Raw genomic sequence first — 25,439 nt, 5'->3', positions numbered from 1 at the left:
ATTCGGGGAACCTTCTGGTCTCCCGCTGCGTTTCTGCTACGTGCACAGTGACATCGCGGTGACAGGGTGTGGCGACGGGCGGGGTGCGGCTACCATGACCGGCACAAGGACGGGCGACGCAAGGGAGTCGTCCCCTGGGGCGGCGCCCGGTGCACATCCGGGGCGAGGAGGGCGGGCCATGGTGCAGAAGGCCAAGATCCTCCTGGTCGATGACCGGCCGGAGAATCTGCTGGCGCTGGAGGCCATCCTCTCTGCGCTCGATCAGACACTGGTGCGGGCATCGTCAGGGGAGGAAGCGCTCAAAGCGCTGCTGACGGACGACTTTGCGGTCATTCTGCTGGATGTCCAGATGCCGGGCATGGACGGATTCGAGACGGCCGCGCACATCAAGCGGCGCGAGCGGACCCGGGACATCCCGATCATCTTTCTCACCGCGATCAACCACGGCCCGCACCACACCTTTCGGGGTTATGCCGCGGGCGCGGTCGACTACATCTCCAAGCCGTTCGACCCGTGGGTGCTGCGGGCGAAGGTCTCGGTCTTCGTCGAGCTCTATATGAAGAACTGCCAACTGCGCGAGCAGGCCGCGCTGCTGCGGCTGCAGCTGGAGGGCGGTGGCCAGGCGAGTCCGGGCGACACCAAGGAGCCGGCAGGCCTCCTCGCTGAGCTTTCCGCACGGCTTGCGGCAGTTGAGGAGCAGGCGGAAGCGCTGTCCAAGCAGCTCGACGACGACTCGGCGGACGCCGCGGCCGTCGCAACCGCGGCCCATCTCGAACGCAAACTGACTGGTCTGCGCCGGGCGCTGGACGCGCTGGAGCCCGGTACCGGCGGCGGTACGCCGACACTCCCCTCGCAGAACTGAACGGCTGCCCCACGCTTGAGGGGGCGTCAGCTTCACGCCTCCATCCGGGCGACACGAACGGGTGAAGCAGTAGGCACACGTGTCCCCTGCCGTCGACACCGGTAACCTCACCACCATGGCCTCACGTACGTCCGGCAAGGGTTCCCAGGGCGCGGCGGGCACCGCGAAGCCGCGCGCCGGCCGTACGACCGGCGCCGCGAAGAAGGCGGCGCCCGCCAAGAAGTCCGCCGCGAAGAAGAGCGCGCCCGCGAAGAAGGCGCCCGCCAAAAGGGCAGCGGCCAAGAAAGCTGCTGCGCCGAAGCCGGCACCGTCCCCCACGGGCGGCGTGTACCGGCTCGCGCGCGCTCTCTGGCTCGGCCTCGCACACGCGGTGGGGGCGATGTTCCGCGGCATAGGGCGCGGCGCGAAAGGACTCGACCCGGCGCACCGCAAGGACGGTCTGGCGCTGCTGCTCCTCGGTCTGGCGCTGATCGTCGCCGCCGGCACCTGGTCCAATTTGAGCGGTCCGGTCGGCGACCTCGTCGAGATGCTGGTGACCGGCGCCTTCGGCCGGCTCGATCTGCTCGTGCCGATACTGCTGACCGCCATTGCCGTGCGTCTGATCCTCTATCCCGAGAAGCCTGAGGCCAACGGCCGGATCGTCATCGGACTGTCCGCACTCGTCATCGGCGTCCTCGGCCAGGTACATATCGCCTGCGGCTCACCGGGCCGCGAGGACGGCACCGAGGCGATGCAGGACGCGGGCGGGCTGATCGGCTGGGCCGCCTCCAAGCCGCTGATCTTCACCATGGGCGAGGTACTGGCCGTACCGCTGCTCGTGCTGCTCACGCTCTTCGGTCTGCTCGTGGTCACCGCCACGCCCGTCAACGCCATTCCGCAGCGGCTGCGGCTGCTCGGCTCCAGGCTGGGTCTCGCCGAACCGCCGTACGACGCCGGTGCCGAGGCCACGGACGACGACGAGCGGTACGAGGATCAGTGGCGCGATGCCGTGCCCGCCCGTAGGCGCCGCTCGTCCGCGCGCCGGAGCGAGGAGTCGGCGGAGTTCGACGCGGACCATGCGGAGGAGGAGGCGTTCGCCAGACGCCGGCGGCCGCGCAGGGCCTCTGTGCAGCCTGCCCTGAACCGTCCGATGGACGCCGTGGACGTGGCCGCGGCGGCGGCCGCGGCACTCGACGGGGCCGTACTGAACGGCATGCCGCCCTCGCCGCTCGTCGCCGATCTCACCCGGGATGTCACCGCCGAACGACAGCGGGCCGCCACCCCCGTACCGAACGCGCGTGAGCCCGAACAGCCGGAGCCGAAGGAGCGCGAGCAGCGGGAACGCGGGTCGAAGTCGTCCGTTCCGGACCTGACCAAGCCGGCGCCCGACGAGTCCCACCCCCTGCCGCCGCGCGCCGAGCAGCTGCAGCTCGCCGGCGACATCACCTACGCGCTGCCCTCCCTCGACCTGCTGGAGCGGGGTGGCCCCGGCAAGACGCGCAGCGCCGCCAATGACGCGGTCGTCGCCTCACTCAGCAATGTCTTCATGGAGTTCAAGGTCGACGCGGCCGTCACCGGCTTCACCCGCGGCCCGACGGTCACCCGGTACGAGGTGGAGCTGGGCCCGGCCGTGAAGGTCGAGCGGATCACCGCGCTCACCAAGAACATCGCGTACGCCGTCGCCAGCCCGGACGTACGGATCATCTCCCCGATCCCCGGCAAGTCCGCGGTCGGCATCGAGATCCCGAACTCCGACCGCGAGATGGTCAACCTCGGCGACGTGCTGCGTCTCGCGGACGCCGCAGGGGACGAGCACCCGATGCTGGTCGCGCTCGGCAAGGACGTCGAGGGCGGCTATGTGATGGCCAACCTCGCGAAGATGCCGCACATGCTGGTCGCGGGCGCGACCGGCTCCGGAAAGTCGTCCTGCATCAACTGCCTGATCACCTCGGTGATGGTGCGGGCGACGCCGGAGGACGTACGGATGGTGCTCGTCGACCCCAAGCGGGTAGAGCTCACCGCGTACGAGGGCATTCCGCACCTGATCACGCCGATCATCACCAACCCCAAGCGGGCCGCGGAGGCCCTGCAGTGGGTGGTACGAGAGATGGATCTGCGCTACGACGACCTCGCGGCGTACGGCTACCGGCACATCGACGACTTCAACCAGGCCATCAGGAACGGCAAGGTCAAACCACCGGAGGGCAGTGAGCGCGAGCTCACCCCGTACCCGTATCTGCTGGTGATCGTCGACGAGCTCGCGGATCTGATGATGGTCGCGCCGCGCGATGTCGAGGACGCCATCGTCCGTATCACCCAGCTGGCGCGCGCGGCCGGTATCCATCTGGTACTGGCGACCCAGCGGCCGTCGGTCGATGTCGTCACCGGTCTGATCAAGGCGAATGTGCCCTCGCGACTCGCCTTCGCGACCTCCTCGCTCGCCGACAGCCGGGTCATCCTGGACCAGCCGGGCGCGGAGAAGCTGATCGGCAAGGGCGACGGGCTCTTCCTCCCAATGGGTGCCAACAAGCCCACCCGTATGCAGGGCGCCTTCGTGACCGAGGACGAAGTCGCGGCGGTGGTCCAGCACTGCAAGGATCAGATGGCGCCGGTCTTCCGCGAGGACGTGGTGGTCGGGACGAAGCAGAAGAAGGAGATCGACGAGGACATCGGCGACGACCTCGATCTGCTCTGCCAGGCCGCCGAACTGGTCGTATCCACCCAGTTCGGGTCGACCTCAATGCTCCAGCGGAAGCTGCGTGTCGGCTTCGCGAAGGCGGGCAGACTAATGGATCTAATGGAGTCACGGAACATCGTCGGGCCGAGCGAGGGCTCGAAGGCACGCGATGTTCTGGTGAAACCGGACGAACTGGATGGAGTGCTCGCCGTGATACGCGGGGAGTCTGACTCTTAGATTCTTAAGGGTCCGGAGAGCAACCGTTTCCCCCACTCGTACGTCAAGTTGGAGGGAGGGACAGACAGATGTCCCACCATCACGGATGTCCGGCCATTCTGATGGCGTACAAAGTCCCTCCGCCCGGTTGCCCCACCCTTTCGTACCACCCATAGACTGAACCTCCAGCAGGTGGTTACACGCTCGAAAGGCGCCCCCGTGTCCATCGGCAACTCCCCCGAAGACGACCGGCCTTCAATCGAAGACGAACGGCCTTCGACCGACGACGAACGGCCTTCGATCGGTCGAGCGCTCCAGCAGGCCCGCATCGACGCAGGTCTGACCGTTGACGAGGTCACGACCTCCACCCGGGTGCGCATTCCCATCGTGCACGGGATCGAAGAGGACGACTTCTCCCGCTGCGGCGGCGATGTCTACGCCCGCGGGCATATCCGCTCGCTGGCGCGTGCCGTCGGGCTCGACCCCGATCCGCTCGTCGCGCAGTACGACGCGGAGCACGGCGGACGGCCTGCGCCGACGCCTGCCGCGCCGCTCTTCGAGGCCGAACGCATCCGCCCGGAACGGCGCCGCCCCAACTGGACCGCGGCCATGGTCGCCGCGATCGTCGCCGTGATCGGCTTTGTCGCCTTCACGCTCTTCAACGGCGCAGACAACGGCAGCAAGGGCAATCACGTCGCGGAGGGCCCGGCGCCCGAGCAGAAGCCCAGCCCGCCCCGGCCGTCCACGAGCAAGCCCGCCGACCCCAAGCCCGACCCCTCGGACAGTGCCATCGCGGCGGTGCCGAAGGACAAGGTGACGGTGAAGCTCTCCGTCCTGGACGACAAGAGCTGGATCTCCGCCAAGTCGCACAACGGCAAGCTGCTCTTTGACGGGACGCTGCTCAAGGGCGAGTCCAAGACCTTCCAGGACGACGAGCGGGTCGATCTCATCCTCGGGAACGCCGGGGCGATCGAGCTGTTCGTGAACGGCAAGAAGGTCGAGGACCAGTTCGAGACCGGTCAGGTCGAGCGGCTGTCGTACACGAAGGGCGACCCCGAGGTCGGCTAGCAGGCCGCTGCTGAAGGGCGCCCCGGAGACGTGCGGAGGGCCGACAGCCCTCGGGGCCAGGGCGTGGGTCAGGACAAAGTAGTCTTGAGCCCATGCCCGAACGCCGTACCGTCGCCCTTGTCACTCTCGGCTGCGCCCGTAACGAGGTGGACTCGGAGGAGCTCGCAGGCCGCTTGGCAGCGGACGGCTGGGAGCTCGTCGAGGAAGCCTCCGACGCGGATGTCGCAGTCGTCAACACCTGCGGATTCGTCGAGGCCGCCAAAAAGGACTCCGTCGACGCCCTGCTGGAAGCCAACGATCTGAAGGACCACGGCAAGACCCAGGCCGTGGTCGCCGTCGGCTGCATGGCCGAGCGGTACGGCAAGGAGCTCGCCGAGGCGCTGCCCGAGGCGGACGGAGTGCTCGGCTTCGACGACTACGCCGATATCTCCGAACGACTGCAGACCATCCTCAATGGCGGAATCCACGCCTCCCACACCCCTCGCGACCGGCGGAAGCTGCTTCCGCTGAGCCCGGTCGAGCGGCAGGACGCCACCGATGTGGCGCTGCCCGGGCACGGTGAGGTCGCGCCGGCCCCCGAGGACCTTCCCGAAGGTGTCGCTCCGGTGTCCGGGCCGCGTGCGCCGCTCCGGCGCCGCCTGGGCACCAGCCCCGTCGCCTCGGTGAAGCTTGCGTCCGGCTGCGACCGGCGCTGCTCCTTCTGCGCCATCCCGTCCTTCCGCGGCTCCTTCATCTCCCGCCGGCCCAGCGATGTGCTCGGCGAGACGCGCTGGCTGGCCGAGCAGGGCGTGAAGGAGATCATGCTGGTCTCGGAGAACAACACTTCGTACGGCAAGGATCTCGGCGACATCCGTCTGCTGGAGACCCTGCTTCCGGAGCTTTCCGAGGTGGACGGGATCGAGCGGGTGCGGGTCAGTTATCTGCAACCCGCCGAGATGCGGCCCGGACTGATCGACGTCCTCACCTCGACGCCGAAGATCGCGCCGTACTTCGACCTCTCCTTCCAGCACTCGGCGCCTGGCGTGCTTCGCGCGATGCGGCGCTTCGGTGACACCGAGCGTTTCCTGGAGCTGCTGGAGACCGTCCGCGGCAAGGCTCCGCAGGCGGGAGTGCGGTCCAACTTCATCGTCGGCTTCCCCGGCGAGACCGAGGCGGATTTCGCCGAGCTGGAACGCTTCCTCACCGGGGCGCGGCTCGATGCCATCGGCGTCTTCGGCTACTCCGACGAGGACGGCACCGAAGCCGTCTCGTACGACAACAAGCTCGACGCCGACGTCATCGCGGAGCGGCTCGAGCACCTCTCCCGGCTCGCGGAGGAGCTGACCGCCCAGCGCGCCGAGGAGCGGCTCGGCGAGAGCCTCGAGGTACTGGTCGAGTCGGTGGACGGCGAGGACGGTGCGGTGGGCCGCGCTGCGCACCAGGCGCCGGAGACGGACGGTCAGGTGATCTTCACCACGAGCCGCGGGCTTGTCCCCGGCCGTATGGTCGAGGCGAAGGTCATGGGTACGGAAGGCGTCGACCTGGTGGCCGAGTGTCTTGATGAGGAGGCGGGCAGATGACCGGAGTGCCGGCATCCGCGGGCGGCACCGGTAGGCCGGCGCCCGGCGGCAAGCTGGGCGCTGCGGCCGTCAATCAGGCCAGCCTGTGGAACATCGCCAACATCCTCACCATGGTGCGGCTGGTGCTCGTGCCCGGCTTCGTCATGCTGATGCTGCAGGACGGCGGCTACGACCCGGCCTGGCGTGCCTGGGCGTGGGCGGCGTTCGCCGTCGCCATGATCACCGACATCTTCGACGGCCATCTGGCACGTACGTACAACCTGGTCACCGACTTCGGGAAGATCGCCGATCCGATCGCCGACAAGGCGATCATGGCCGCCGGGCTGATCTGCCTGTCGGCGCTCGGGGATCTGCCGTGGTGGGTGACCGGCGTCATTCTCTTCCGTGAGCTCGGGATCACGCTGATGCGGTTCTGGGTGATCCGGCACGGGATCATTCCGGCCAGCCGCGGCGGCAAGATGAAGACGCTCGCGCAGGGCACCGCGGTGGGGATGTATGTCCTCGCGCTGACCGGGCCGCTGGCCACCCTGCGCTTCTGGGTGATGGCGCTCGCCGTCCTGCTGACGGTGGTCACGGGCCTCGACTATGTGCGGCAGGCGATTGTGCTGAGGCGCCGGGGGCTCGCGGCGGAGCGCGCGGACGCAGAGGACGCGGCGGCGGAGGAAGTGCGGGACGCACGGTGAAGACAGCGGCTCGGGTGCTGGCTCTGCTCGCGGAGCGTGGCGAGACGCTGGCCGTCGCCGAGTCGCTGACCGGCGGCCTGGTGGCCGCCGAGCTCACCTCCGTACCGGGTGCCTCGAAGTCCTTCCGTGGCTCTGTCACGGCGTACGCAACCACTCTCAAGAGGGAAGTTCTGCGGGTCGACGGGGCCCTCCTGGCGGAGCGCGGCGCGGTGGATCCCGAGGTCGCACGGCAGATGGCGGCCGGGGTACGGGAGGTGCTGGGTGCCGGCTGGGGGATCGCGACCACGGGTGTAGCGGGGCCGGATCCACAGGACGGACAGCCCGTCGGGACGGTCTATGTGGCCGTTGCGGGGCCGAATGGCATGGCGAAAGTCGCCGCACTGCGGTTGAACGGCGACCGGGCGGAAATCCGTAGAGAGTGTGTACGGAGCGTGCTCGAGTTGCTCTCCGGCGAACTGCACGAAAATGCGCGGACACAGGATACGGAACAGAACGGGGGGACTTGATGTTTGCAGCCCTGAGTGAACACGACATCGCTCCCCGCACGGCCGCGGCACGAGGCGGTACGGTGGGGCGTGAAGGATGCGGCTACGCGGTCCGAGGAGGGAGCCACCGATGATTCTGCTCCGTCGCCTGCTGGGTGACGTGCTGCGTCGGCAGCGCCAGCGCCAGGGCCGTACTCTGCGCGAAGTCTCCTCGTCCGCCCGAGTATCGCTCGGCTATCTCTCCGAGGTGGAACGGGGGCAGAAGGAGGCTTCCTCCGAGCTGCTCTCCGCGATCTGCGACGCGCTTGACGTACGGATGTCCGAGCTCATGCGCGAAGTGAGCGACGAGCTGTCACTGGCCGAACTGGCCGAGTCGGCAGCGGCGAGCGAACGGGTGCCTGCGCCAGTACGCCCGATGCTCAATTCCGTCTCCGTGACGTCGGTGGCGGGTGTGCCGACGGAGCGGGTGACCATCAAGGCGCCTGCGGAGGCGGTCGACGTCGTCGCCGCCTGAATCCGTACGGCTTGGTTTACAGCTGGGCCCCGACTGGTACTCGAGTGCTGGTCGGGGCTTCCGCTTTCCCCGGATGCCCGTTTTTGGGTGTTTGTGTAATCGTGGATGGTGTCTGCGGAGCCAGTAGCTGTGTACCGAGTGGAGGCATGGATGTCTGTCGTGAAGAGCCCTCTGTCCGAGGTGGACCTCAAGACGGTCGGCAACGCGCTGCGTGGGGCGCTCGTGGACCTGGTGGATCTCTCGCTGGTGGCGAAGCAGGTCCACTGGAATGTGGTCGGCCCACGCTTCAGGTCTATCCATCTGCAGCTCGACGAGGTCGTGGCTACGGCGCGGCTGCACTCCGACACGGTGGCCGAGCGGGCGTCGGCTATCGGGGTGCCGCCGGACGGGCGGGCCGCGACGGTGGCGGCGCAGAGCGCGATCGGCGCGGTGCCTGAGGGATGGGTCAAGGACACGGACGCCGTACAGGTCCTGGTCGATGCGCTGGGCGCGGTGATCGGGCGGATGCGGGAGCGGATCGTGGCGACGGCGGATCCGGATCCGGTGACCCAGGACATTCTGATCGGGCTCACGGCGGACCTGGAGAAGCACGCGTGGATGTTCCAGGCGGAGAGCGCGTAGGCGGTTGCGCCGTGGCCGGGCGGTCGGGCTCGGCCTCGGCCACATCGCCGGGGCGCGGCGGCAAACGCACTCCAGGCGCTGCGGACTTCGGCTTGTCGTCGCACTCTGAAGTGATGGGAAGTGAGGGGACCAGCGCTCCGCGCGCCGGGTTGTCCACCCGTGCGCCCTCCCGCCGGTGATCGCGCCGGTCTAGCGTGGGCCGGAGGAGGCAGCCATGGCAGTACGCGGGGTGGTCCTCGTGCCGGTGGTCGCTCTCGGGCTCGTGGTCGGCGGGCTGTGGTGGTGGGCCGTGCTGCGGCTGGTGCTCATACCGCAGCAGGCGGGGCTCGTCGAGGGTGCGATGGCGGCGGGCGGGTGGGGGCTGAGTCTGCTGCCGGTGCATGTGACGGCTTCCCGCGAGATCACCAGGGCATCGCCACGCCGCCGTTCGGGCGGAGAATCTGGCCCGTCGTGAAGGACGATGCGTCGGACGCCAGATGAAGGACCGTATGGGCGATGTCCTGCGGCTCGCCGACTCGGCGCAGCGGGGACATCCGGACCATGGTCGCCTCGGTCTTGAGCTGGAGCGCCTCGTCGTGGCGGTCGGTCATGGGAGTGCGGATCCAGCCGGGGGCGACGGCGTTGACGCGGATGGAGTGCGGCCCGAGCTCGGTCGCGAGGGTCTTGGTGAGCTGCACCACCGCTGCTTTGGCCACGCTGTAGCAGAGCAGGCCGGCATTCGCGGCGTCGACGGCGCCCGAGGCCATGGTGACGATCGAGCCGTGGGTGCCCGCGGCGATCATGGCGCGGGCCGACTCCTGGCATGCGTACAGAATCCCTTTGAAGTTGACCGCGAGGACACGGTCGAGATCCTCGTCCCTCGTCTCCAGGACCGTGCTGCTGTGCATGATGCCGGCGACGGCCGCCATGACATCGAGCCGGTCCGCGCACGCGATCGCGGCCCTGAGCCGGGCGCGGTCGGTGACGTCGAGGGTGTGGGTGTGCGCGGCCCCGCCCGCGTCGGCGATCAGGGTCCGGGTCTCGTGGAGGCCCTTTTCGTCGAGGTCGGCGCAGTGGACGGTGGCTCCCGCCTCGGCGAGGAGGACGGCGGAGGCGCGGCCGATGCCGCTGGCCGCGCCGGTGACGAACGCCGTGCGGCCGGTGAGGTCGTACGCCTTGAGGGCCATGCGGGGAAGGTACGACTGGATCTGACGGGTCGTCAACTAGTGGGTCCTGTTTGGCAGCGAGGGCACCAGTAGGTGGGGCGTTCGCGACTGCCGTCGCCCTGGTCTGCCTTGCGGATGAGGGTGCCGCAGCGCAGACAGGGCATACCCTCGCGCCCGTAGACATGGAGGCGGGGGCCGGGGCGGCGGCCGCCGGTCGGGGCTGCCGTGTTCGCCGTGGTACGGCGGTCGAAGCGCTGCTTGTTAGCTTCCAGGAGGCGGTGAGCCGTGATCATGAGCCGCTCCGTGATGCCGGCGGGGAGCTCGCCGACGGGCAGCCAGGGAGTCACGCGGGCAAGGAACGCGAGCTCCGACTTGTAGACATTGCCGATGCCGGCGAGATTGCGCTGATCGAGCAGCGCCTCGCCGAGGGGCCTGGCCGGGTCGGCGAGCAGATTGCCGACGGCGATGTCCGCGTCCCAGTCCGGGCCCAGCAGGTCCGGGCCGAGATGTCCCACCGCCTGCTCCTCGTCGGCGGTGCGCAGCAGCTCCAGGACGGGGAGCCGGTAGCCGACGGCGGTGTGTGCGGCGTTGCCGAGGATGGCACGGATCTGGTGCGTGGCCGCCGCGCCAGCGCTCACCGGAGCCGTACACCTGCCAGGAGCCGTCCATACGGAGGTGCGAGTGCAGGGTGAGGCCGCCCTCGATGCGGGTCAGGAGGTGCTTGCCGCGCGAGGTGACGTCCAGGACGGTCCGGCCGGTGAGATCGGCGGTGGCGAAACGCGGGACGCGCAGGTCGGAACGGGTCAGGACCTGCCCGGCGAGTGCGGTGTGCAGGCGCTGGGCGGTCAGCCAGACGGTGTCTCCTTCGGGCATGGCATCCATGATGCGGGACACGGCGGGCCGGGGTCAGCGGCTTGGGGCTCAGGGGCCCGGGGGCAGGCGCTTTGGTGCTCAGGGGCTTGACCGTCAGCGGCCTGGCGGCTAGCGGCCTGGCGCTCAGGGGCGCAGACGCAGCCCCCTCGGGGTGGCGTGGAAGCCCGCCGTCTCCAGGTCGCGGGCCAGCGGAGAGGTCAGCGCCGGTGTGCCGTTGGCCCGCTCCACCGTGATGGTGCCGAGCGCGCCCGCGCGAGCGGCATTGGCCAGGGCATCGCACGCCGCGTGGAGGGCGGGGGCGTCCGGGTCGGTCGCCCAGGCCAGCAGGGTCTTGCCGCCTCGCTCCAGGTAGAGCGTGAGCTCGCCGTTCACGAGGACGACCAGCGAGCCCGCCTTGCGGCCCGGCTTGTGCCCGGCACCGGTCGGCGGCTCGGGCCAGGGCAGAGCGGCCCCGTACGCATTGGCGGGATCCGCGGCGGCCAGCACAACGGCGCGGGGTGCCGTCAGCTCGTCGGCCCGGTCCTTTGCCGTGGCCGCCGCACGGAGGCGGTCGACCGCGCCGTCCATCGCGAACTGGGCCGCGCCGAGCCCCTCCACGACATAGCCGCGGCGCGCCTGTCCGCTGTCCTCGAACGCCGAGAGGATCCGGTACGTCGCGGAGAAGCCTCCTTCCACGCCCTCGGCCGCCACCGCGCCCCGGGTCACCACGCCATGACGGTCGAGGAGCGTACGGGCCAGGGCGTGTGCCCGGTGGGTCGGGTCGGGCTCGGTGGCCGGGAGCAGGGACCAGCGGCCGCTCACCGTCGGCGGTCCCGTACGGGAGGCTGGGCGGGCGGCCGCGGTCAGGCTGCCGTAGCGCCCGCGGGGGACGGTCCGCTTGGCACGGTGGGCCGTGGAACCGGCGGTACGGCCCGATCCGAGCAGCGAACGCAGGGGAGCCAGCGTGTCGTTGGTGAGCCGGCCGGACCAGGCCAGGTCCCAGATGACATCAGCCAGTTGGGCATCGGCGGCGTCCGGGTGTGTGGTGGCCCGGACCTGGTCCGTGATCTGGCGGAAGAACAGCCCGTAGCCGGGGGAGAGGGCGCTGAGGACGGACTCGTGCAGCGCGGTGAGCTCCAGGGGGTGGGGCGGAGGGAGAAGCAGCGGGGCGGTGTCGGCGAGGTAGAGAGAGATCCAGCCGTCCTTGCCGGGCAGCGAGCCCGCTCCGGCCCACACGACCTCGCCCGTCGTGGTGAGTTCGTCGAGAAGGGCGGGGGTGTAGCCGGAGACACGGGACGGGATGATCAGCTTCTCGAGGGCGGAGGCGGGGACCGCGGCACCTTGGAGCTGCTCGATGGCGCGCGCCAGTCCGTCGATGCCGCGCAGGCTGTTGCTGCCCAGGTGCTGCCACTTGGGGAGGAAGGTGGCGAGCGCGGCGGGCGGGACCGGCTCCAGCTCATGGCGCAGAGCTGCCAGCGACCGGCGGCGCAGTCGGCGCAGCACGGTCGCGTCGCACCACTCCTGGCCGATGCCGGAAGGATGGAACTCACCCTGTACGACCCGCCCGTTCGCCGCGAGGCGCTGCAGCGCACCGTCCGTGACGGCCGTGCCCAGGCCGAAGCGGGCCGCCGCCTGGGTCGAGGTGAACGGGCCGTGCGTACGCGCGAACCGGGCGAGCAGGTCGCCCAGCGGGTCCTTGACCGGCTCGGTGAACGCCTCCGGAACGCCCACTGGCAGCGCCGTGCCCAGCGCGTCGCGCAGCCGGCCCGCGTCCTCGACCGCCGCCCAGTGGTCCGCGCCCGCGATCCGGACCCGGATGGCCCGGCGCGACGCCGCCAGATCCTGTGGCCACTGAGGGTCGCCGCCGCGCTCGGCCAGCTCGGCACCGGTGAGCGGGCCAAGGATCCGCAGCAGATCGGCGACGCCCTCCTCGTCCTTGATCCGGCGGTCCTCGGCGAGCCACTGCAGCTCCCGCTCCAGTTCGGCGAGCACATCGGCGTCGAGCAGCTCCCGCAGCTCGGCCTGGCCGAGGAGTTCGGCGAGCAGCCGGGAGTCCAGCGAGAGGGCCGCGGCGCGACGCTCGGCGAGGGGCGAGTCCCCCTCGTACAGGAACTGGGCGACATAACCGAACAGCAGCGACCGTGCGAAGGGCGAGGGCTCCGGGGTGGTGACCTCGACCAGCCGGACCCGTCGGGACTCGATATCACCCATCAGCTCGGTGAGGCCGGGGACGTCGAAGACATCCTGGAGGCATTCACGGACCGCCTCGAGGACGATCGGGAAGGACCCGAACTCGCTCGCCACCTGAAGCAGTTGGGCCGCACGCTGGCGCTGCTGCCACAGCGGGGTGCGCTTGCCGGGGCTGCGCCTGGGGAGCAGCAGCGCACGCGCGGCGCACTCGCGGAACCGGGAGGCGAAGAGCGCGGAGCCGCCCACCTGGTCGGTGACGATCTGATTGATCTCGCCCTTGTCGAAGACGGTGTCCGCCGCGCCGACCGGTGCCTGCTCGCTGTCGAACGTCGTGTCGAGGTGGACCGGGTCCTGGTCGAGGAGGTCCAGGCTCATCAGATCCGCGTCCGGCAGCCGCAGCACGATGCCGTCGTCGGCATGCATGACCTGAGCATCCATGCCGTACCGCTCGGCGAGCCGGGCACCGAGCGCCAGCGCCCACGGCGCGTGCACCTGGGCTCCGAAAGGGGAGTGGATCACGACCCGCCAGTCGCCCAGCTCATCGCGGAAACGCTCGACAAGGATCGTCCGGTCGTCCGGCACATGGCCGCAGGCCCGGCGCTGCTCGTCGAGATAGCCGAGGACATTGTCGGCTGCCCAGGCGTCCAGACCGGCGGCCAGCAGACGGAGCCGGGCGTCCTCGGGGGTGAGGCCGCCGACCTCGCGGAGGAACGCGCCCACCGCGCGGCCCAGTTCGAGCGGGCGGCCGAGCTGGTCGCCCTTCCAGAAGGGGAGCCGGCCCGGCACGCCGGGGGCCGGTGAGACGAGCACCCGGTCGCGGGTGATGTCCTCGATCCGCCAGGAGGTGGTGCCCAGGGTGAAGACATCGCCCACCCGGGACTCGTACACCATCTCCTCGTCGAGCTCGCCGACCCGGCCGCCGCCCTTCTTCGGGTCCGCGCCTGCCAGGAAGACGCCGAAGAGGCCGCGGTCGGGAATGGTGCCGCCGGAGGTGACGGCGAGTCGTTGCGCGCCCGGGCGGCCCGTGACCGTGCCCGCGACGCGGTCCCAGACCACGCGGGGGCGGAGTTCGGCGAAGGCGTCGGAGGGATAGCGTCCGGCGAGCATGTCGAGGACGGCGGTGAAGGCCGACTCGGGCAGCGAGGCGAACGGCGCGGCCCGACGGACCAGAGCCAGTAGATCGTCGACCTGCCAGGTGTCGAGGGCGACCATCGCGACGAGCTGCTGTGCCAGTACGTCCAGGGGGTTGGACGGGACACGGAGCGCCTCGATGGAGCCGGTGCGCATTCGCTCGGTGACCACGGCCGCCTGCACCAGATCGCCCCGGTACTTGGGGAAGACGACGCCGGTGGAGACCGCGCCCACCTGGTGGCCGGCGCGGCCGACCCGCTGCAGGCCGGAGGCGACGGACGGCGGGGACTCGACCTGTACCACCAGGTCGACCGCGCCCATGTCGATACCCAGCTCCAGGCTGGAGGTGGCCACAACGGCCGGCAGTCGGCCCGCCTTCAGGTCCTCCTCGACCAGCGCCCGCTGCTCCTTGGAGACCGAGCCGTGGTGTGCGCGGGCGAGCAGGGGAGGAGCGCCCTGTGCGGCTCCGGACTGAGCCATGATCTCGGCCGGTGATGGCTTTTCGGGCATTGCCTCACCAGTGGCGCGTTCGTACGCGATCTCATTGAGGCGGTTGCACAACCGCTCCGCCAGGCGGCGGGAGTTGGCGAAGACGATCGTGGAGCGGTGTGCCTGGACGAGATCCGCGATGCGCTCCTCGACATGCGGCCAGATCGACGGCTTCTCGCCATTGCCGGATGAGGACGACGAGACCTCGGACGCGGGGGAGCCGCCCAACTCACCCAGATCCTCGACCGGGACGACCACCGACAGGTCGAACTCCTTGCCCGAGGGCGGCTGGACGATCTTCACCTTGCGCTGCGGTGACAGATAGCGGGCCACTTCGTCCACCGGCCGTACCGTCGCGGACAGGCCGATCCGCCGGGCCGGGCGTGGCAGCAGCTCGTCGAGCCGCTCCAGCGACACAGCGAGGTGCGCGCCCCGCTTCGTGCCGGCGACGGCGTGCACCTCGTCGAGGATCACCGTCTCGATCCCCGACAGCGCTTCCCGTGCCGAGGAGGTGAGCATCAGGAACAGCGATTCGGGCGTGGTGATCAGGATGTCCGGCGGCTTGGTGGCCATCGAACGCCGCTCGGCGGGCGGGGTGTCACCCGAGCGGATACCGACCCGCACCTCAGGCTCCGGCAGCCCGAGCCGCACGGACTCCTGACGGATCCCGGTGAGCGGACTGCGGAGATTGCGCTCGACGTCGACCGCGAGTGCCTTGAGCGGCGATACGTACAGCACGCGGCAGCGCATCTTCGCGTCCGCGGGCGGCGGTGCGGACGCGAGGCGGTCCAGCGCGGCGAGGAACGCGGCCAGGGTCTTGCCGGAGCCCGTCGGTGCCACGACCAGCACGTCCGAGCCCTCCCCGATGGCCTGCCAGGCCCCCTCCTGCGCGGCGGTGGGCGCACTGAACGCCCCCGTGAACCAGCTTCGGGTCGCGGGAGAGAAGGAGTCGAGTGCAGACCTGGCCATGCCCCCTATCGTGCACCGCACCACTGACAATCAGCTGTCCAGGTCATGGACCCCCAGGTCAGCGATGAGGCGGCCGGAGCACAATGGCTGCATGGGGCGGCCGATACCGCACGAGTGGGCGAGGCACTGGCAGTACGAGGAACTGCCGGGCCTCGATCTGCTGCGTGCCCGATATGTCCGGCACACCTTCCCGCGCCACAGCCACGAGGGCTTCACCTTCGGCGCGGTCACCGGCGGTCTCGAGGACGTGAGCCTGCCGGAGGGAGTCATCCGGGCGGGCCCCGGAACCGTCGTCATGATCAACCCGGAGGTGCCGCACGCCGCCCGCGCCGGGGTGCCCGAAGGCTGGACGTACGCCACCCTCTACCCCTCCGTGGAGCTCGTCTCCGACATCGCCGGGGCCGTGACCACGCTCCGCGGCACCCCCGGATTCGCCGAGACGATCGTCGAGGACCCCAAGACCGCCCAGCTGATCCGCGGGGTGCACCGGGCTGCGGAGGAAGGCAACGCACTGGCCGCCGACAGCCTGCTGCGCATCGCGGTGGCCCGGCTGCTCGGCCGCCACGGAAGCGCCCTCCCCTCCCGTGCGCCCACGGCCTCCGGCGCCCGCACCGCCGCCCTCGCGAAGGAGCTCCTCGAGGAGCGGATGGCCGAGCCGCCCTCCCTGGAACAGCTGGCGAAGGAGCTCGGCAGCAGCCCCTTCGCGCTGCTGCGCGCCTTCAAGGCGGCATACGGCATGCCGCCGCACACCTGGCTCACCGACGCGCGTGTGCGCCGCGCCCGCCACCTCCTGGAGGCAGACACAGCGCCCGCCGAGGCGGCCGTCGCCGTCGGCTTCACCGACCAGCCGCATCTGAACCGGCACTTCACCCGGATCGTCGGCGTCCCGCCCGGGGCGTACCGCAAGGAGCGCGCAAGAACGTACAAGACCACCGGCGAGGGCCCCGCGTAAGTTCCGCGTCGTGGCAGAACAGACAGCTCCCCCAGAGACTCACATGAAGGCCCCCTCAGAGATACGCACCACCGCGGAGCCCGTGTCCAAGCCGGACTCGGCCGTCGTACGCGACGCGCTCGGCGTCGGCATCGCCGTCGGCCTGTCCGGCTTCGCCTTCGGCGTGACCTCCGCAGGATCCGGCCTCAGCCTGCTGCAGACATGTGCGCTCAGCCTGCTGGTCTTCACCGGTGCCTCGCAGTTCGCGCTGGTCGGTGCGATCGCGGCCGGCGGCAATCCGCTCGCCGCCGCCGCGGGCGCCTTCTTCCTCGGCGTGCGCAACGCGTTCTACGGGCTCCGGCTGTCCCAGCTGCTTGCCCTGCCCCGCTTCGTACGACCCTTCGCGGCGCACTGGGTCATCGACGAGACCACGGCTGTCGCCCTCGCCCAGCCCACGCGGCGCGCCGTGCGTCTCGGCTTCACCGTCACCGGGCTGACCCTGTATGTGCTGTGGAACCTCACCACGCTCCTGGGGGCGCTCGGCGCCGAAGCCATCGGCGACACCGCCGCCTGGGGGCTGGACGCCGCAGGACCTGCGGTCTTCCTCGCGCTCCTCGCGCCCATGCTGCGTACGACGACCGAGCGGGCTGTCGCAGGACTGGCGGTGATCCTGGGGCTCGGGTTCCTGCCGGTGCTGCCCGCCGGAGTGCCGGTCCTGGTCGCCGCGCTGGCCGCGCCCGCCGTCCTCTGGTTCAAGGGCCGCACGATCGCCGACGGCACAAGCAAGAAGGCAGAAAGCGCGAAGGGCGAGGACCGTTGAGCATCTGGATCACGATCGCGGCGACCGCCGTCGGCTGCTACCTCGTGAAGCTGGTCGGCCTGCTTGTCCCGGCCGACGCCCTCGAGCGGCCCCTGGTCCAGCGGCTGGCCGCACTGCTGCCCGTCGCCCTGCTGGCCGCGCTCACCGCGCAGCAGACCTTCAGCGCCGACAACTCCCTCGTCCTCGACGCACGGGCCGCGGGCCTTGCGGCGGCAGCACTCGCACTGGCCCTGCGGGCCCCCTTCCTGGTGGTTGTCGGGGCGGCGGTGGCGGTCACGGCGGGCGTGCGCGCACTCGGGGGCTGACCACACGGAACGGAGGGGCAAACGACGGCGGCCGGTCGCGTCAGCCGATGGCGCGACCGTGCGCCCGTAGCGTCCGCAGTGCCTCGATCGTCATGATCGGCCGCGACTCCAGGGCTGTGCCGGGTGCCCACTGGCGCCAGTTGACGGGCCAGCCGCCGTCCTCGCGCTGCTCTTCCGCGAGATGCTCGAGCGAACGCGCCATCTCCTCGTCCGTGAACCAGCGGCGGGCGAGTGACTGGGGCGTTCGGGCGTAGTCGTGCGGGAAGTGACGCTCCTGCGGCGCGTAGCCAGGCGCGACCGGGTACTCGTCGAGTCGCTCCGGATCCAGCACCGCCAGGCGCTGCTCGCGCACCAGCCGGCCGAGTCGGCTCGCCGCGGCCTCGGCGCGCGAGCGGTCCGGGGCGCCGTCCAGGAAGGCCAAGGCGGCCTCGATCTCGTACGGATGGGACTTCTCCAGCGCGTCGACGGCGGCCCAGCAGAAGTCCGTGGCCCGGAACAGCCAGGCGTGCCACACCTGATTACGGTGCAGCAGCCCCACCACCGGACCCGTCGCGAGCAGCTCGCTCGGCGGATCGTCGACGATCGGGATGAAGGGCGCGGACGGATAGCCGCGCTGGGACGGGTGGATCGCGGGCAGTGCCCCGTCGTGCGTCGACACCTCCGTGAGGTACCGGCACATCCGCTCCACGCGCAGTCCGCCGCAGCGTCCGATGGAGTCGAGGATGCGCAGGGCGTGAGCCGTGTGCAGCGGCTGGCTGACGGGGCCGCGCAGATCGGGTTCGAGGGCGTGGCCGTAACCGCCGTCCTCGTTGAGGTACGCGGCCAGGGCTGTCTCGACGGTGTCCGAGCCGCCGCCGAGGAAGTGGTACGCGAACCGCCGCTGTTCCAGCACCCGGGCCGTCAGCCAGATGAACTGCTCGGCGCGGGCGAGGGGGGACGCGAGCGAGGACGCGGGGGTTGCTCCGGTTCCAGCCATGTTCTGACCGTAGGGCGGAAAGGCCTTTCGGCAAGAGGGACGGACGCGGCAGCACCCCCGGGCGGGATACTGAGGTCATGCGGTTGACGATTTTCTGGGAGCGGATGGCGGACCACTTCGGTCAGGCGTACGCCGATTCCTTCGCGCGCGACCATGTGATGGCCGAGCTCGGGGGCCGTACGGTCCATGAGGCGCTGGCCGCCGGCTGGGAGACGAAGGATGTGTGGCGCGGAGTCTGCGCCGGCGTCGGAATCCCCGCGGACAAACGCTGAGGCGAGTGGCGGCGCATGGTTACGCGAGCGACGGGACGAGCGGCCGGAAATCGGTGGGAGGAGCGGTGAGATACGGGGCGGCCGATTACCCCCGGCAACCATGGGCGACACTGGCCGCGTGGCCCCGACCGACAAGACCGACCAGGACATGACCGCTGAGGACGTGCCCGACCAGGACGTGCCTGCCGAGGGCATAGCCGCCGAAGGCATAGCCGCTCAGGACACGACCCCACCGACCGTGCCGCCTCCCGCGCCTGAGGGCGGCCCCGGTGGCTCCGGCCGTATGCCCCGCTGGCTGCCGCGTGCCATGGTGCTCGCGCTGGCGCTGTTCGCCTGCTTCCAGCTCGGCAGCTGGGCCTTCCACCAGCTCATCGGGCTGCTGATCAATATCCTGATCGCCTTCTTCCTGGCGCTGGCGATCGAACCGGCGGTCGGCCGGATGGCAGCGCGCGGCATGCGCCGCGGCCTCGCCACCTTCCTGGTCTTCTTCGCCGTACTGATCGCGGGTGCCGGCTTCATCGTGCTGCTCGGCTCGATGCTGGCGGGCCAGATCGTCGACATGGTCGAGGACTTCCCCAAGTACCTCGACTCGGTGATCCGCTGGATCAACGACACCTTCCACACCGAGCTCTCCCGGGTGGAGGTCCAGGACAGCCTGCTGCGCTCGGACTGGCTGCGGAAGTACGTCCAGAACAGCGCGAGCGGAGTGCTGGACATCTCCGCCACCGTGCTCGGCGGGCTTTTCAAGCTGCTGACGATCTTCCTGTTCTCGTTCTACTTCGCGGCCGACGGGCCCCGGCTGCGCCGCGCGATCTGCTCCGTACTGCCGCCGGCCAAGCAGACAGAGGTGCTGCGCGCCTGGGAGATCGCGGTCGACAAGACCGGCGGATACCTCTACTCGCGCGGCCTGATGGCTCTGATCTCCGGCATCGCGCACTACATCCTGCTGGAGATCCTGGGTGTGCCGTACGCCCCGGCGCTCGCGGTCTGGGTCGGTCTGGTCTCGCAGTTCATCCCGACCATCGGTACGTATCTGGCGGGCGCGTTGCCGATGCTGATCGCCTTCACCGTCAACCCCTGGTACGCGTTGTGGGTGCTCGGATTCGTCGTGATCTACCAGCAGTTCGAGAACTATGTGCTGCAGCCCAAGCTCACCTCGAAGACCGTCGACATACACCCGGCGGTGGCCTTCGGCTCGGTTGTCGCGGGCACAGCGCTGCTGGGAGCGGTCGGCGCGCTGATCGCGATCCCGGCGGTGGCCACCCTCCAGGCGTTCCTCGGCGCGTATGTGAAGCGGTACGCCGTGACCGACGATCCGCGTGTGCATGGCCACCGGCTGCGCGACGGAAGGATGTTCGCGCGGGTGCGGCACGCGCTGCGAAAGGGCCGTAACGCTCCGGTCGCCGGCGCAGGCGGGCGGCATGCCGGAGCGGACACCGACGACGGGGCCTGAAGCAGGACTCCCGGCCGTCGGAGACGGGAGGGGCGGGTCGCCCCGTGCCGGAAGGCACCGGCTTGCGTGGCGAGCCGGGCGACGAGCCGTGTGATGCGCGGTTCGGCGGGCCGACCGGTGTGCCGGGTGGTGCGCTTGACACCAAAATCGAACATCCATTCTTATGGGATTCCGGCCCTCGGTTTCCGAGAGTTATCCACAGGCTGGAAGGACGTCGGCGCCCATTGTCAGTGGCAGGGGTTAGCGTCTTTGACGTGAAGCGATCGACTCAAGTAAATCGGGTGGAACCCATGGCAGGAACCGACCGCGAGAAGGCGCTCGACGCCGCGCTCGCACAGATTGAACGGCAATTCGGCAAGGGCGCGGTGATGCGCCTGGGCGAGCGGCCGAACGAGCCCATCGAGGTCATCCCCACAGGGTCGACCGCGCTCGACGTCGCGCTCGGCGTCGGCGGCCTGCCGCGCGGCCGCGTGGTGGAGGTGTACGGACCGGAATCCTCCGGTAAGACCACCCTCACGCTGCACGCCGTGGCCAACGCCCAGAAGGCGGGCGGTTCGGTGGCCTTCATCGACGCCGAGCACGCCCTCGACCCCGAGTACGCGAAGAAGCTGGGCGTCGACATCGACAACCTGATCCTGTCCCAGCCGGACAACGGCGAGCAGGCGCTCGAGATCGTCGACATGCTCGTCCGCTCCGGCGCCCTCGACCTGATCGTCATCGACTCCGTCGCGGCGCTGGTGCCGCGCGCGGAAATCGAGGGCGAGATGGGCGACTCGCACGTCGGTCTGCAGGCGCGGCTGATGAGCCAGGCGCTCCGGAAGATCACCAGCGCGCTGAACCAGTCCAAGACCACCGCGATCTTCATCAACCAGCTCCGCGAGAAGATCGGTGTGATGTTCGGCTCGCCGGAGACCACGACCGGTGGCCGGGCACTGAAGTTCTACGCCTCGGTGCGGCTCGACATCCGTCGTATCGAGACCCTGAAGGACGGCACGGACGCGGTCGGCAACCGCACCCGCGTCAAGGTCGTCAAGAACAAGGTCGCGCCGCCCTTCAAGCAGGCCGAGTTCGACATCCTGTACGGCCAGGGCATCAGCCGCGAGGGCGGCCTGATCGACATGGGCGTGGAGAACGGCTTCGTACGGAAGGCGGGCGCCTGGTACACGTACGAGGGCGACCAGCTGGGCCAGGGCAAGGAGAACGCCCGTAACTTCCTGAAGGACAACCCCGATCTCGCCAATGAGATCGAGAAGAAGATCAAGGAGAAGCTGGGCGTCGGCGTCAAGCCGGAGGCTCCGACGGCCGAGCCGGGCGCGGACGCAGCAGGTGCCGCGGGCGCCGAGGACGCGGCGAAGGTGCCCGCCCCGGCGGCGAAGGCCACCAAGGCGACCAAGGCCTCGGCGCCCAAGAGCTGACCCGTGGCACGGCGAACGGACTGGCCGGACCCGGACAGCGGCCCCCCTTTCTCGTCGAGGGCCGAGAAGGGGGAGCCGCCACCCCAGGATCCGGCCGAGCGGGCGCGGGCGATCTGTCTGCGCCTGCTCACCGGGACCCCGCGCACGCGCAAGCAACTCGCGGACGCGCTGCACAAGCGTGAGATCCCCTCGGAGGTGGCCGAGGAGGTCCTCTCACGCTTCGAGGACGTGGGCCTGATCAACGACGCGGCCTTCGCGGACGCATGGGTAGAGTCCCGGCACCACGGCCGGGGCCTCGCCCGGCGCGCTCTTGCACGGGAGCTGCGTACCAAGGGCGTGGACTCCGCGGTGATCGACGAGGCGGTCGGGCAGCTCGACCCCGAGCAGGAGGAGGAGACCGCCCGCGAACTGGTCGCCCGCAGACTCCGCTCCACCCGCGGCCTCGACCGCGACCGTCGTCTGCGCCGCCTGGCCGGCATGCTCGCCCGCAAGGGGTACCCCGAGGGCACGGCCCTCCGGGTGGTCAAGCGCGCCCTGGAAGAAGAGGGCGAGGACACGGACGACCTGGAGGGCGACGGCTTCTAGCCCGGCCGCCGCGGGCTGCGCGCCTGGGCTTGCAGTGCGCCCGCACCAGGGGTGCGTCCAGGGCTGCGCCTTCGGTGCGCCCGCACCAGGGGTGCGTCCAGGGCTGCGCCTTCGGTGCGCCCGCACCAGGGGTGCGTCCAGCTGCGCCCGCGCCGCGGGCTACGCCGTGCCCGTGCCGAGGATGCTGTCCAGGGCTGCGCCTACGCCGCGCCTGCCCGGGGGTGCGTCCAGGGCTGCGCCTACGCCGCGCCCGTGGCTGGGGCAACCACCGCCGCCCGCGCCGACTCCCGGACATGCGGGCTCCTGGACGCGACCCCGGCCCGCGTCCTGGCGCCGCCCCCACCCAGCGGCATGCTCGCCACCGAGTTGGCCACCGCCAAGCAGGACCGCAGGACCGGCCCGCTCCCCACGTACTTACGGCTCGACCGGCAGGCCCGCGGTCTTCCAGGCCTGGAAGCCGCCGACCAGGTCCGTCGCGCGATGGATGCCCAACTGCCGCAAGGACACGGCCGCGAGAGACGACGCGTAGCCCTCGTTGCAGATCACCACGACCCGCAGATCGTGACCTACCGCCTCCGGCGCACGGTGGCTGCCCTGCGGGTCCAGCCGCCACTCCAGCTCATTGCGTTCGACGATCAGCGCACCAGGAATCAGCCCGTCCCGCTCGCGCAGCGCCGCGTACCGGATGTCCACCAGCAGCGCCCCGTCTGCGGCCGCCTCGAAGGCTTCCTTCGGCTCGACCCGGTCCAGGTTCTCCCGCACCCGCTCCAGAAGCTCGTCGATCCCGATCCGCTCGCTCACTGCCAGTCCTCCGGACGCTCGACATGCTCAAGACGGAGCACCGCGCCGGACCGGCTGAAGCGCCGGATCAGCGGCAGCGGCGGATAGTACGCATGGACCGATACGGCATGGTCGGTGGCCGACTCGTTCAGCACCTCGTGCACATGGTGTGTACGGAAGGCCCGGCTTTTGCCCGCCGCCAACTGCCTCTCGCGGTCGACCCCTTCGTTCAGTTCCAGGGTCTTCCATCCACTCGCGGGCAGCCGCACGGCGAGGGCGTTCTCCTTCAACTCGCCCGCGGCCGTGGCGAACGCGCCGAACGATTCGGCGTGGTCGTGCCAACCGGTGCCCGTCCCCGGCGGCCAGCCGATCAGCCATGCCTCACTGCCGCCCGGACCCTCGAGCCGTACCCAGGTACGGCCCTCGGGATCGAGTGGGAGCGAGGCGATGAGGTCGTTGTCGGCGGCGCAGCGCCGCACGAAGTCGAGCAGCTCGGCGGAGGTCGGCGCGCTCGAGTCACGGGTGACCACAGGGGCAGAGACAGGCTGGGACACGGAAACCGTCCTGGAAGTTCGCGGGAGAGCGCGCGGGCTCAGCAGGCCACAGCGTGCGAGGAAGGCGAATTCAGCAGGACGGACGACACACGCAGCCCGCATAGCGGACGAGGTCCATATGGACCCTCCGCCACAGGCGCACATTGGTGTCAGTCACGCTCCGGAGTACACCATGTCGACCCTCGAGGGTCAATTGATGTCCGCAGTGCGGTCCCTGTGTACCGCCGAGGGAGCGCCGTGCAGCGCTGAGGGAGCGCCGCCACGCGCCGCGTCCGCCGCCGCGTACAGCTCCGCAGGCCGCACCCCCGTGAACGACGCGACCAGGTGCCCGTCGGGCCGCACCAGCAGCACGGTGTGCGCGGATGCGCCCGGGTAGCTCTCCGTCACCAGCAGCTCCGCCCGCACCGGCAGCGCGGTGACCGCCGCCGCCAGCCGCGGCATCACGCCCGCGCTCACCCAGTGCCGCCGGTCCCACACCCCGGTCCCCGGCGCGACCAGCACCACCAGCAGCTGCCCCTGCCCCAGCCTGTCCCGCAGCCGTGCGCTGGCCCCGTCGGGCACGGTCACCCGTACATCGGCGACCGGCGCGCCCGCCTCCGTGCCGACGAGCGTCTGCGCGTCGGCGTACTCAGGTGCGAGGGGGGAGTGCGTGTAAACGGGGGGCGCACCCAATGGGCCGTGCCCCAGATGGCCGTCGGTGAGCAGGGTGTCGTGCCCGCGCGCGCTGCCCGGGAAGTACGTACGCAGCGCGCTGCCGCCGCGCAGTATGGGCAGCGACTGGTCGGCGGCGCGCAGCCGCGCGGCGACGGCGGCGCGCCGCTCCGCCTGATAGCTGTCGAGCAGCGGCTCTGACGCGCCGTGGTGCCAGATGTGCGCCAGCTTCCACGCCAGGTTGTCGGCGTCCCGCAGCCCTTCGTCGAGGCCCTGGGTGCCGAGCGCGCCGAGCAGATGGGCGGCATCGCCCGCGAGGAAGGCCCGGTCCACACGCCAGCGCCGGGCGAGCCGGTGGTGCAGGGTGTAGACGCCGGTGTCGAGCAGTTCGTACGGAGGTGTCTCACCGCACCAGCCGGCCAGGGTGTCCCGCAACCGCGCCACCAGGGTGTCGGGGGTGACCAGTTCACCGCGGGGCGGCAGCAGCCAGTCAAGACGCCAGACACCGTCCGGCAGCGGGCGGGCCGTGACCTCGTCGCCGCCTGTGCGCCACGGCGGCCGGCGGTGCAGCAACCCCTCGTCGGGCCAGGGAAGTTCGGTACGCAGGGCGGCGACGGCATGCCGTTCCACCGCCGTACGCCCCGGGAAGCGGATGCCCAGCAGCTTGCGGACCGTCGACCTGGCACCGTCACAGCCGACCAGATGGCTTCCGCGCCACCAGGTCGCCCCGGGCCCGCGGGTGTGCACACTGATCCCGGTCGCGTCCTGCTCCAGCGAGTCCAGACGACTGTCGGTGACGAGCCGGATCAGCTGCTGCCCGGCGACGGCGTTGCGCAGTCCGCGGGTGAGAGCGTGCTGGGGGATGTGCAGCGGCGCGGGAGCGCCGTCGTCGCCGAGTACGAGCTGCCGTACGTCCTGCTTGCGCCGCATCGAGCGCCAGCCGGTCCAGCGGGCTCCTTCGGCACGGACGGTGGCACAGCCGAGCCGTTCCACCATCGCCGCGGTGTCGGGCCGCAGTACGACCGTGCGTGCGGGGCGCGGCTCGTCCTTGCCCGTGCCCTCGTCGAGTACGACGGAAGGGACACCTTGCGTGGCAAGGGCCAGCGAGAACGCGAGCCCGACCGGCCCGGCGCCGACGATGATCACCGGGTCCACGGCGTGACTCCTCGGGCCCGGAGGGTCGTGCGGGAAGGTGAGATGGGAGCCCGGTGCGCGATCACAGAACGTATGCAACCTATTGCGGGTGCCCTCGTCAAG

General features: G+C 70.5%; 23 protein-coding genes and 1 pseudogene. 16 read left to right on the top strand and 8 right to left on the bottom strand.

Features of this window, described 5'->3' with window-relative positions; genetic code table 11:
* Positions 1-178: 178 nt before the first annotated feature.
* From AB0D12_RS29130 to AB0D12_RS29090, 9 genes are all read left to right on the top strand, one after another.
* Positions 179-862 carry a response regulator gene (locus AB0D12_RS29130; RefSeq protein WP_362689018.1) on the top strand — a complete coding sequence of 228 codons (684 nt, stop codon included), beginning with the start codon at positions 179-181 and terminating at the stop codon, positions 860-862.
* A 115-nt stretch (positions 863-977) separates the two neighbouring features.
* Positions 978-3,755: a DNA translocase FtsK gene (locus tag AB0D12_RS29125; protein ID WP_362689015.1), complete on the top strand. Its 2,778-nt coding sequence runs from the start codon at positions 978-980 to the stop codon at positions 3,753-3,755.
* A 198-nt stretch (positions 3,756-3,953) separates the two neighbouring features.
* Complete coding sequence (locus tag AB0D12_RS29120) at positions 3,954-4,802, top strand: helix-turn-helix domain-containing protein (RefSeq protein ID WP_362689012.1); 849 nt, start codon at positions 3,954-3,956, stop codon at positions 4,800-4,802.
* A 92-nt stretch (positions 4,803-4,894) separates the two neighbouring features.
* A complete protein-coding gene (rimO, locus tag AB0D12_RS29115) occupies positions 4,895-6,361 on the top strand; it encodes a 30S ribosomal protein S12 methylthiotransferase RimO (protein ID WP_362689009.1) in 1,467 nt (488 codons plus the stop codon).
* Positions 6,358-7,044, top strand: a complete 687-nt coding sequence (gene pgsA, locus AB0D12_RS29110; RefSeq protein ID WP_362689006.1) for a CDP-diacylglycerol--glycerol-3-phosphate 3-phosphatidyltransferase — start codon at positions 6,358-6,360, stop codon at positions 7,042-7,044. Before rimO ends, pgsA begins: the two co-directional genes overlap by 4 nt.
* Entirely contained in the window at positions 7,041-7,550 is a 510-nt protein-coding gene (locus AB0D12_RS29105) for a CinA family protein (protein WP_362689003.1), read from the top strand. Before pgsA ends, AB0D12_RS29105 begins: the two co-directional genes overlap by 4 nt.
* Before the next feature lie 109 nt (positions 7,551-7,659).
* Positions 7,660-8,043: a helix-turn-helix transcriptional regulator gene (locus tag AB0D12_RS29100; protein WP_327326442.1), complete on the top strand. Its 384-nt coding sequence runs from the start codon at positions 7,660-7,662 to the stop codon at positions 8,041-8,043.
* A 150-nt stretch (positions 8,044-8,193) separates the two neighbouring features.
* The gene (locus AB0D12_RS29095; RefSeq protein WP_362689000.1) at positions 8,194-8,664 is read left to right on the top strand and encodes a DNA starvation/stationary phase protection protein; all 471 of its coding nucleotides are present in this window, start codon (positions 8,194-8,196) and stop codon (positions 8,662-8,664) included.
* A gap of 214 nt (positions 8,665-8,878) precedes the next feature.
* On the top strand, positions 8,879-9,118 hold the full coding sequence (locus AB0D12_RS29090; RefSeq protein WP_327326444.1) for a hypothetical protein: 240 nt from the start codon (positions 8,879-8,881) through the stop codon (positions 9,116-9,118).
* Here AB0D12_RS29090 and AB0D12_RS29085 read toward each other — a convergent pair.
* From AB0D12_RS29085 to AB0D12_RS29075, 3 genes and pseudogenes are all read right to left on the bottom strand, one after another.
* A complete protein-coding gene (locus AB0D12_RS29085) occupies positions 9,066-9,830 on the bottom strand; it encodes an SDR family NAD(P)-dependent oxidoreductase (protein ID WP_362688997.1) in 765 nt (254 codons plus the stop codon). The genes AB0D12_RS29090 and AB0D12_RS29085 overlap by 53 nt on opposite strands.
* A gap of 32 nt (positions 9,831-9,862) precedes the next feature.
* A pseudogene (locus AB0D12_RS29080) lies at positions 9,863-10,682 on the bottom strand (DNA-formamidopyrimidine glycosylase family protein).
* Positions 10,683-10,805: 123 nt separating this feature from the next.
* The gene (locus tag AB0D12_RS29075; protein ID WP_362688994.1) at positions 10,806-15,440 is read right to left on the bottom strand and encodes an ATP-dependent helicase; all 4,635 of its coding nucleotides are present in this window, start codon (positions 15,438-15,440) and stop codon (positions 10,806-10,808) included.
* 91 nt (positions 15,441-15,531) lie between these two features.
* On the opposite strand from AB0D12_RS29075, the gene AB0D12_RS29070 reads away from it, so the two are divergent.
* From AB0D12_RS29070 to AB0D12_RS29060, 3 genes are read left to right on the top strand one after another with little or no spacing between them, the layout of a single operon-like run.
* Positions 15,532-16,392 carry an AraC family transcriptional regulator gene (locus AB0D12_RS29070; protein WP_362688991.1) on the top strand — a complete coding sequence of 287 codons (861 nt, stop codon included), beginning with the start codon at positions 15,532-15,534 and terminating at the stop codon, positions 16,390-16,392.
* Between the two features lie 43 nt (positions 16,393-16,435).
* Positions 16,436-17,191, top strand: a complete 756-nt coding sequence (locus AB0D12_RS29065) for an AzlC family ABC transporter permease (protein ID WP_362688988.1) — start codon at positions 16,436-16,438, stop codon at positions 17,189-17,191.
* Positions 17,188-17,496: an AzlD domain-containing protein gene (locus AB0D12_RS29060; protein WP_362688985.1), complete on the top strand. Its 309-nt coding sequence runs from the start codon at positions 17,188-17,190 to the stop codon at positions 17,494-17,496. The genes AB0D12_RS29065 and AB0D12_RS29060 overlap by 4 nt, the downstream gene beginning before the upstream one ends.
* A gap of 40 nt (positions 17,497-17,536) precedes the next feature.
* Here AB0D12_RS29060 and AB0D12_RS29055 read toward each other — a convergent pair whose 3' ends face one another.
* Entirely contained in the window at positions 17,537-18,472 is a 936-nt protein-coding gene (locus tag AB0D12_RS29055) for a hypothetical protein (protein ID WP_362688982.1), read from the bottom strand.
* A 77-nt stretch (positions 18,473-18,549) separates the two neighbouring features.
* On the opposite strand from AB0D12_RS29055, the gene AB0D12_RS29050 reads away from it, so the two are divergent.
* From AB0D12_RS29050 to recX, 4 genes are all read left to right on the top strand, one after another.
* On the top strand, positions 18,550-18,744 hold the full coding sequence (locus AB0D12_RS29050; protein ID WP_362688979.1) for a DUF3046 domain-containing protein: 195 nt from the start codon (positions 18,550-18,552) through the stop codon (positions 18,742-18,744).
* Between the two features lie 283 nt (positions 18,745-19,027).
* Entirely contained in the window at positions 19,028-20,197 is a 1,170-nt protein-coding gene (locus AB0D12_RS29045; protein ID WP_362689043.1) for an AI-2E family transporter, read from the top strand.
* A gap of 290 nt (positions 20,198-20,487) precedes the next feature.
* Entirely contained in the window at positions 20,488-21,612 is a 1,125-nt protein-coding gene (recA, locus tag AB0D12_RS29040; protein ID WP_362688976.1) for a recombinase RecA, read from the top strand.
* 3 nt (positions 21,613-21,615) lie between these two features.
* A complete protein-coding gene (recX, locus tag AB0D12_RS29035; protein ID WP_362688973.1) occupies positions 21,616-22,197 on the top strand; it encodes a recombination regulator RecX in 582 nt (193 codons plus the stop codon).
* Between the two features lie 414 nt (positions 22,198-22,611).
* Here recX and AB0D12_RS29030 read toward each other — a convergent pair whose 3' ends face one another.
* From AB0D12_RS29030 to AB0D12_RS29015, 4 genes are all read right to left on the bottom strand, one after another.
* On the bottom strand, positions 22,612-23,004 hold the full coding sequence (locus tag AB0D12_RS29030) for a rhodanese-like domain-containing protein (RefSeq protein WP_362689040.1): 393 nt from the start codon (positions 23,002-23,004) through the stop codon (positions 22,612-22,614).
* Positions 22,995-23,531: a cysteine dioxygenase gene (locus AB0D12_RS29025; RefSeq protein WP_362688970.1), complete on the bottom strand. Its 537-nt coding sequence runs from the start codon at positions 23,529-23,531 to the stop codon at positions 22,995-22,997. The genes AB0D12_RS29030 and AB0D12_RS29025 overlap by 10 nt, the downstream gene beginning before the upstream one ends.
* Before the next feature lie 70 nt (positions 23,532-23,601).
* A complete protein-coding gene (locus AB0D12_RS29020; RefSeq protein WP_309544753.1) occupies positions 23,602-23,673 on the bottom strand; it encodes a putative leader peptide in 72 nt (23 codons plus the stop codon).
* A gap of 47 nt (positions 23,674-23,720) precedes the next feature.
* Positions 23,721-25,337, bottom strand: coding sequence for an FAD-dependent monooxygenase (locus tag AB0D12_RS29015; RefSeq protein WP_362688967.1), 1,617 nt, complete (start codon positions 25,335-25,337; stop codon positions 23,721-23,723).
* Between the last annotated feature and the right edge of the window lie 102 nt (positions 25,338-25,439).

Origin of the sequence: Streptomyces sp. NPDC048479 (assembly GCF_040651435.1) — a bacterium.
GTDB lineage: Bacteria > Actinomycetota > Actinomycetes > Streptomycetales > Streptomycetaceae > Streptomyces.
Note: the sequence above shows the minus strand (reverse complement) of the source record. Positions and strands in the feature narration are given on the sequence as shown.

Excerpts from the sequence above, each read along its gene's own strand:
- AB0D12_RS29130 (WP_362689018.1), top strand. The coding sequence starts at position 179 with ATGGTGCAGAAGGCCAAGATCCTCCTGGTCGATGACCGGCCGGAGAAT.
- AB0D12_RS29125 (WP_362689015.1), top strand. The coding sequence starts at position 978 with ATGGCCTCACGTACGTCCGGCAAGGGTTCCCAGGGCGCGGCGGGCACC.
- rimO (WP_362689009.1), top strand. The coding sequence starts at position 4,895 with ATGCCCGAACGCCGTACCGTCGCCCTTGTCACTCTCGGCTGCGCCCGT.
- pgsA (WP_362689006.1), top strand. The coding sequence starts at position 6,358 with ATGACCGGAGTGCCGGCATCCGCGGGCGGCACCGGTAGGCCGGCGCCC.
- AB0D12_RS29100 (WP_327326442.1), top strand. The coding sequence starts at position 7,660 with ATGATTCTGCTCCGTCGCCTGCTGGGTGACGTGCTGCGTCGGCAGCGC.
- AB0D12_RS29095 (WP_362689000.1), top strand. The coding sequence starts at position 8,194 with ATGTCTGTCGTGAAGAGCCCTCTGTCCGAGGTGGACCTCAAGACGGTC.
- AB0D12_RS29090 (WP_327326444.1), top strand. The coding sequence starts at position 8,879 with ATGGCAGTACGCGGGGTGGTCCTCGTGCCGGTGGTCGCTCTCGGGCTC.
- AB0D12_RS29085 (WP_362688997.1), bottom strand. The coding sequence starts at position 9,830 with ATGGCCCTCAAGGCGTACGACCTCACCGGCCGCACGGCGTTCGTCACC.
- AB0D12_RS29075 (WP_362688994.1), bottom strand. The coding sequence starts at position 15,440 with ATGGCCAGGTCTGCACTCGACTCCTTCTCTCCCGCGACCCGAAGCTGG.
- AB0D12_RS29070 (WP_362688991.1), top strand. The coding sequence starts at position 15,532 with ATGGGGCGGCCGATACCGCACGAGTGGGCGAGGCACTGGCAGTACGAG.
- AB0D12_RS29065 (WP_362688988.1), top strand. The coding sequence starts at position 16,436 with ATGAAGGCCCCCTCAGAGATACGCACCACCGCGGAGCCCGTGTCCAAG.
- AB0D12_RS29055 (WP_362688982.1), bottom strand. The coding sequence starts at position 18,472 with ATGGCTGGAACCGGAGCAACCCCCGCGTCCTCGCTCGCGTCCCCCCTC.
- AB0D12_RS29050 (WP_362688979.1), top strand. The coding sequence starts at position 18,550 with ATGCGGTTGACGATTTTCTGGGAGCGGATGGCGGACCACTTCGGTCAG.
- AB0D12_RS29045 (WP_362689043.1), top strand. The coding sequence starts at position 19,028 with ATGCCCCGCTGGCTGCCGCGTGCCATGGTGCTCGCGCTGGCGCTGTTC.
- recA (WP_362688976.1), top strand. The coding sequence starts at position 20,488 with ATGGCAGGAACCGACCGCGAGAAGGCGCTCGACGCCGCGCTCGCACAG.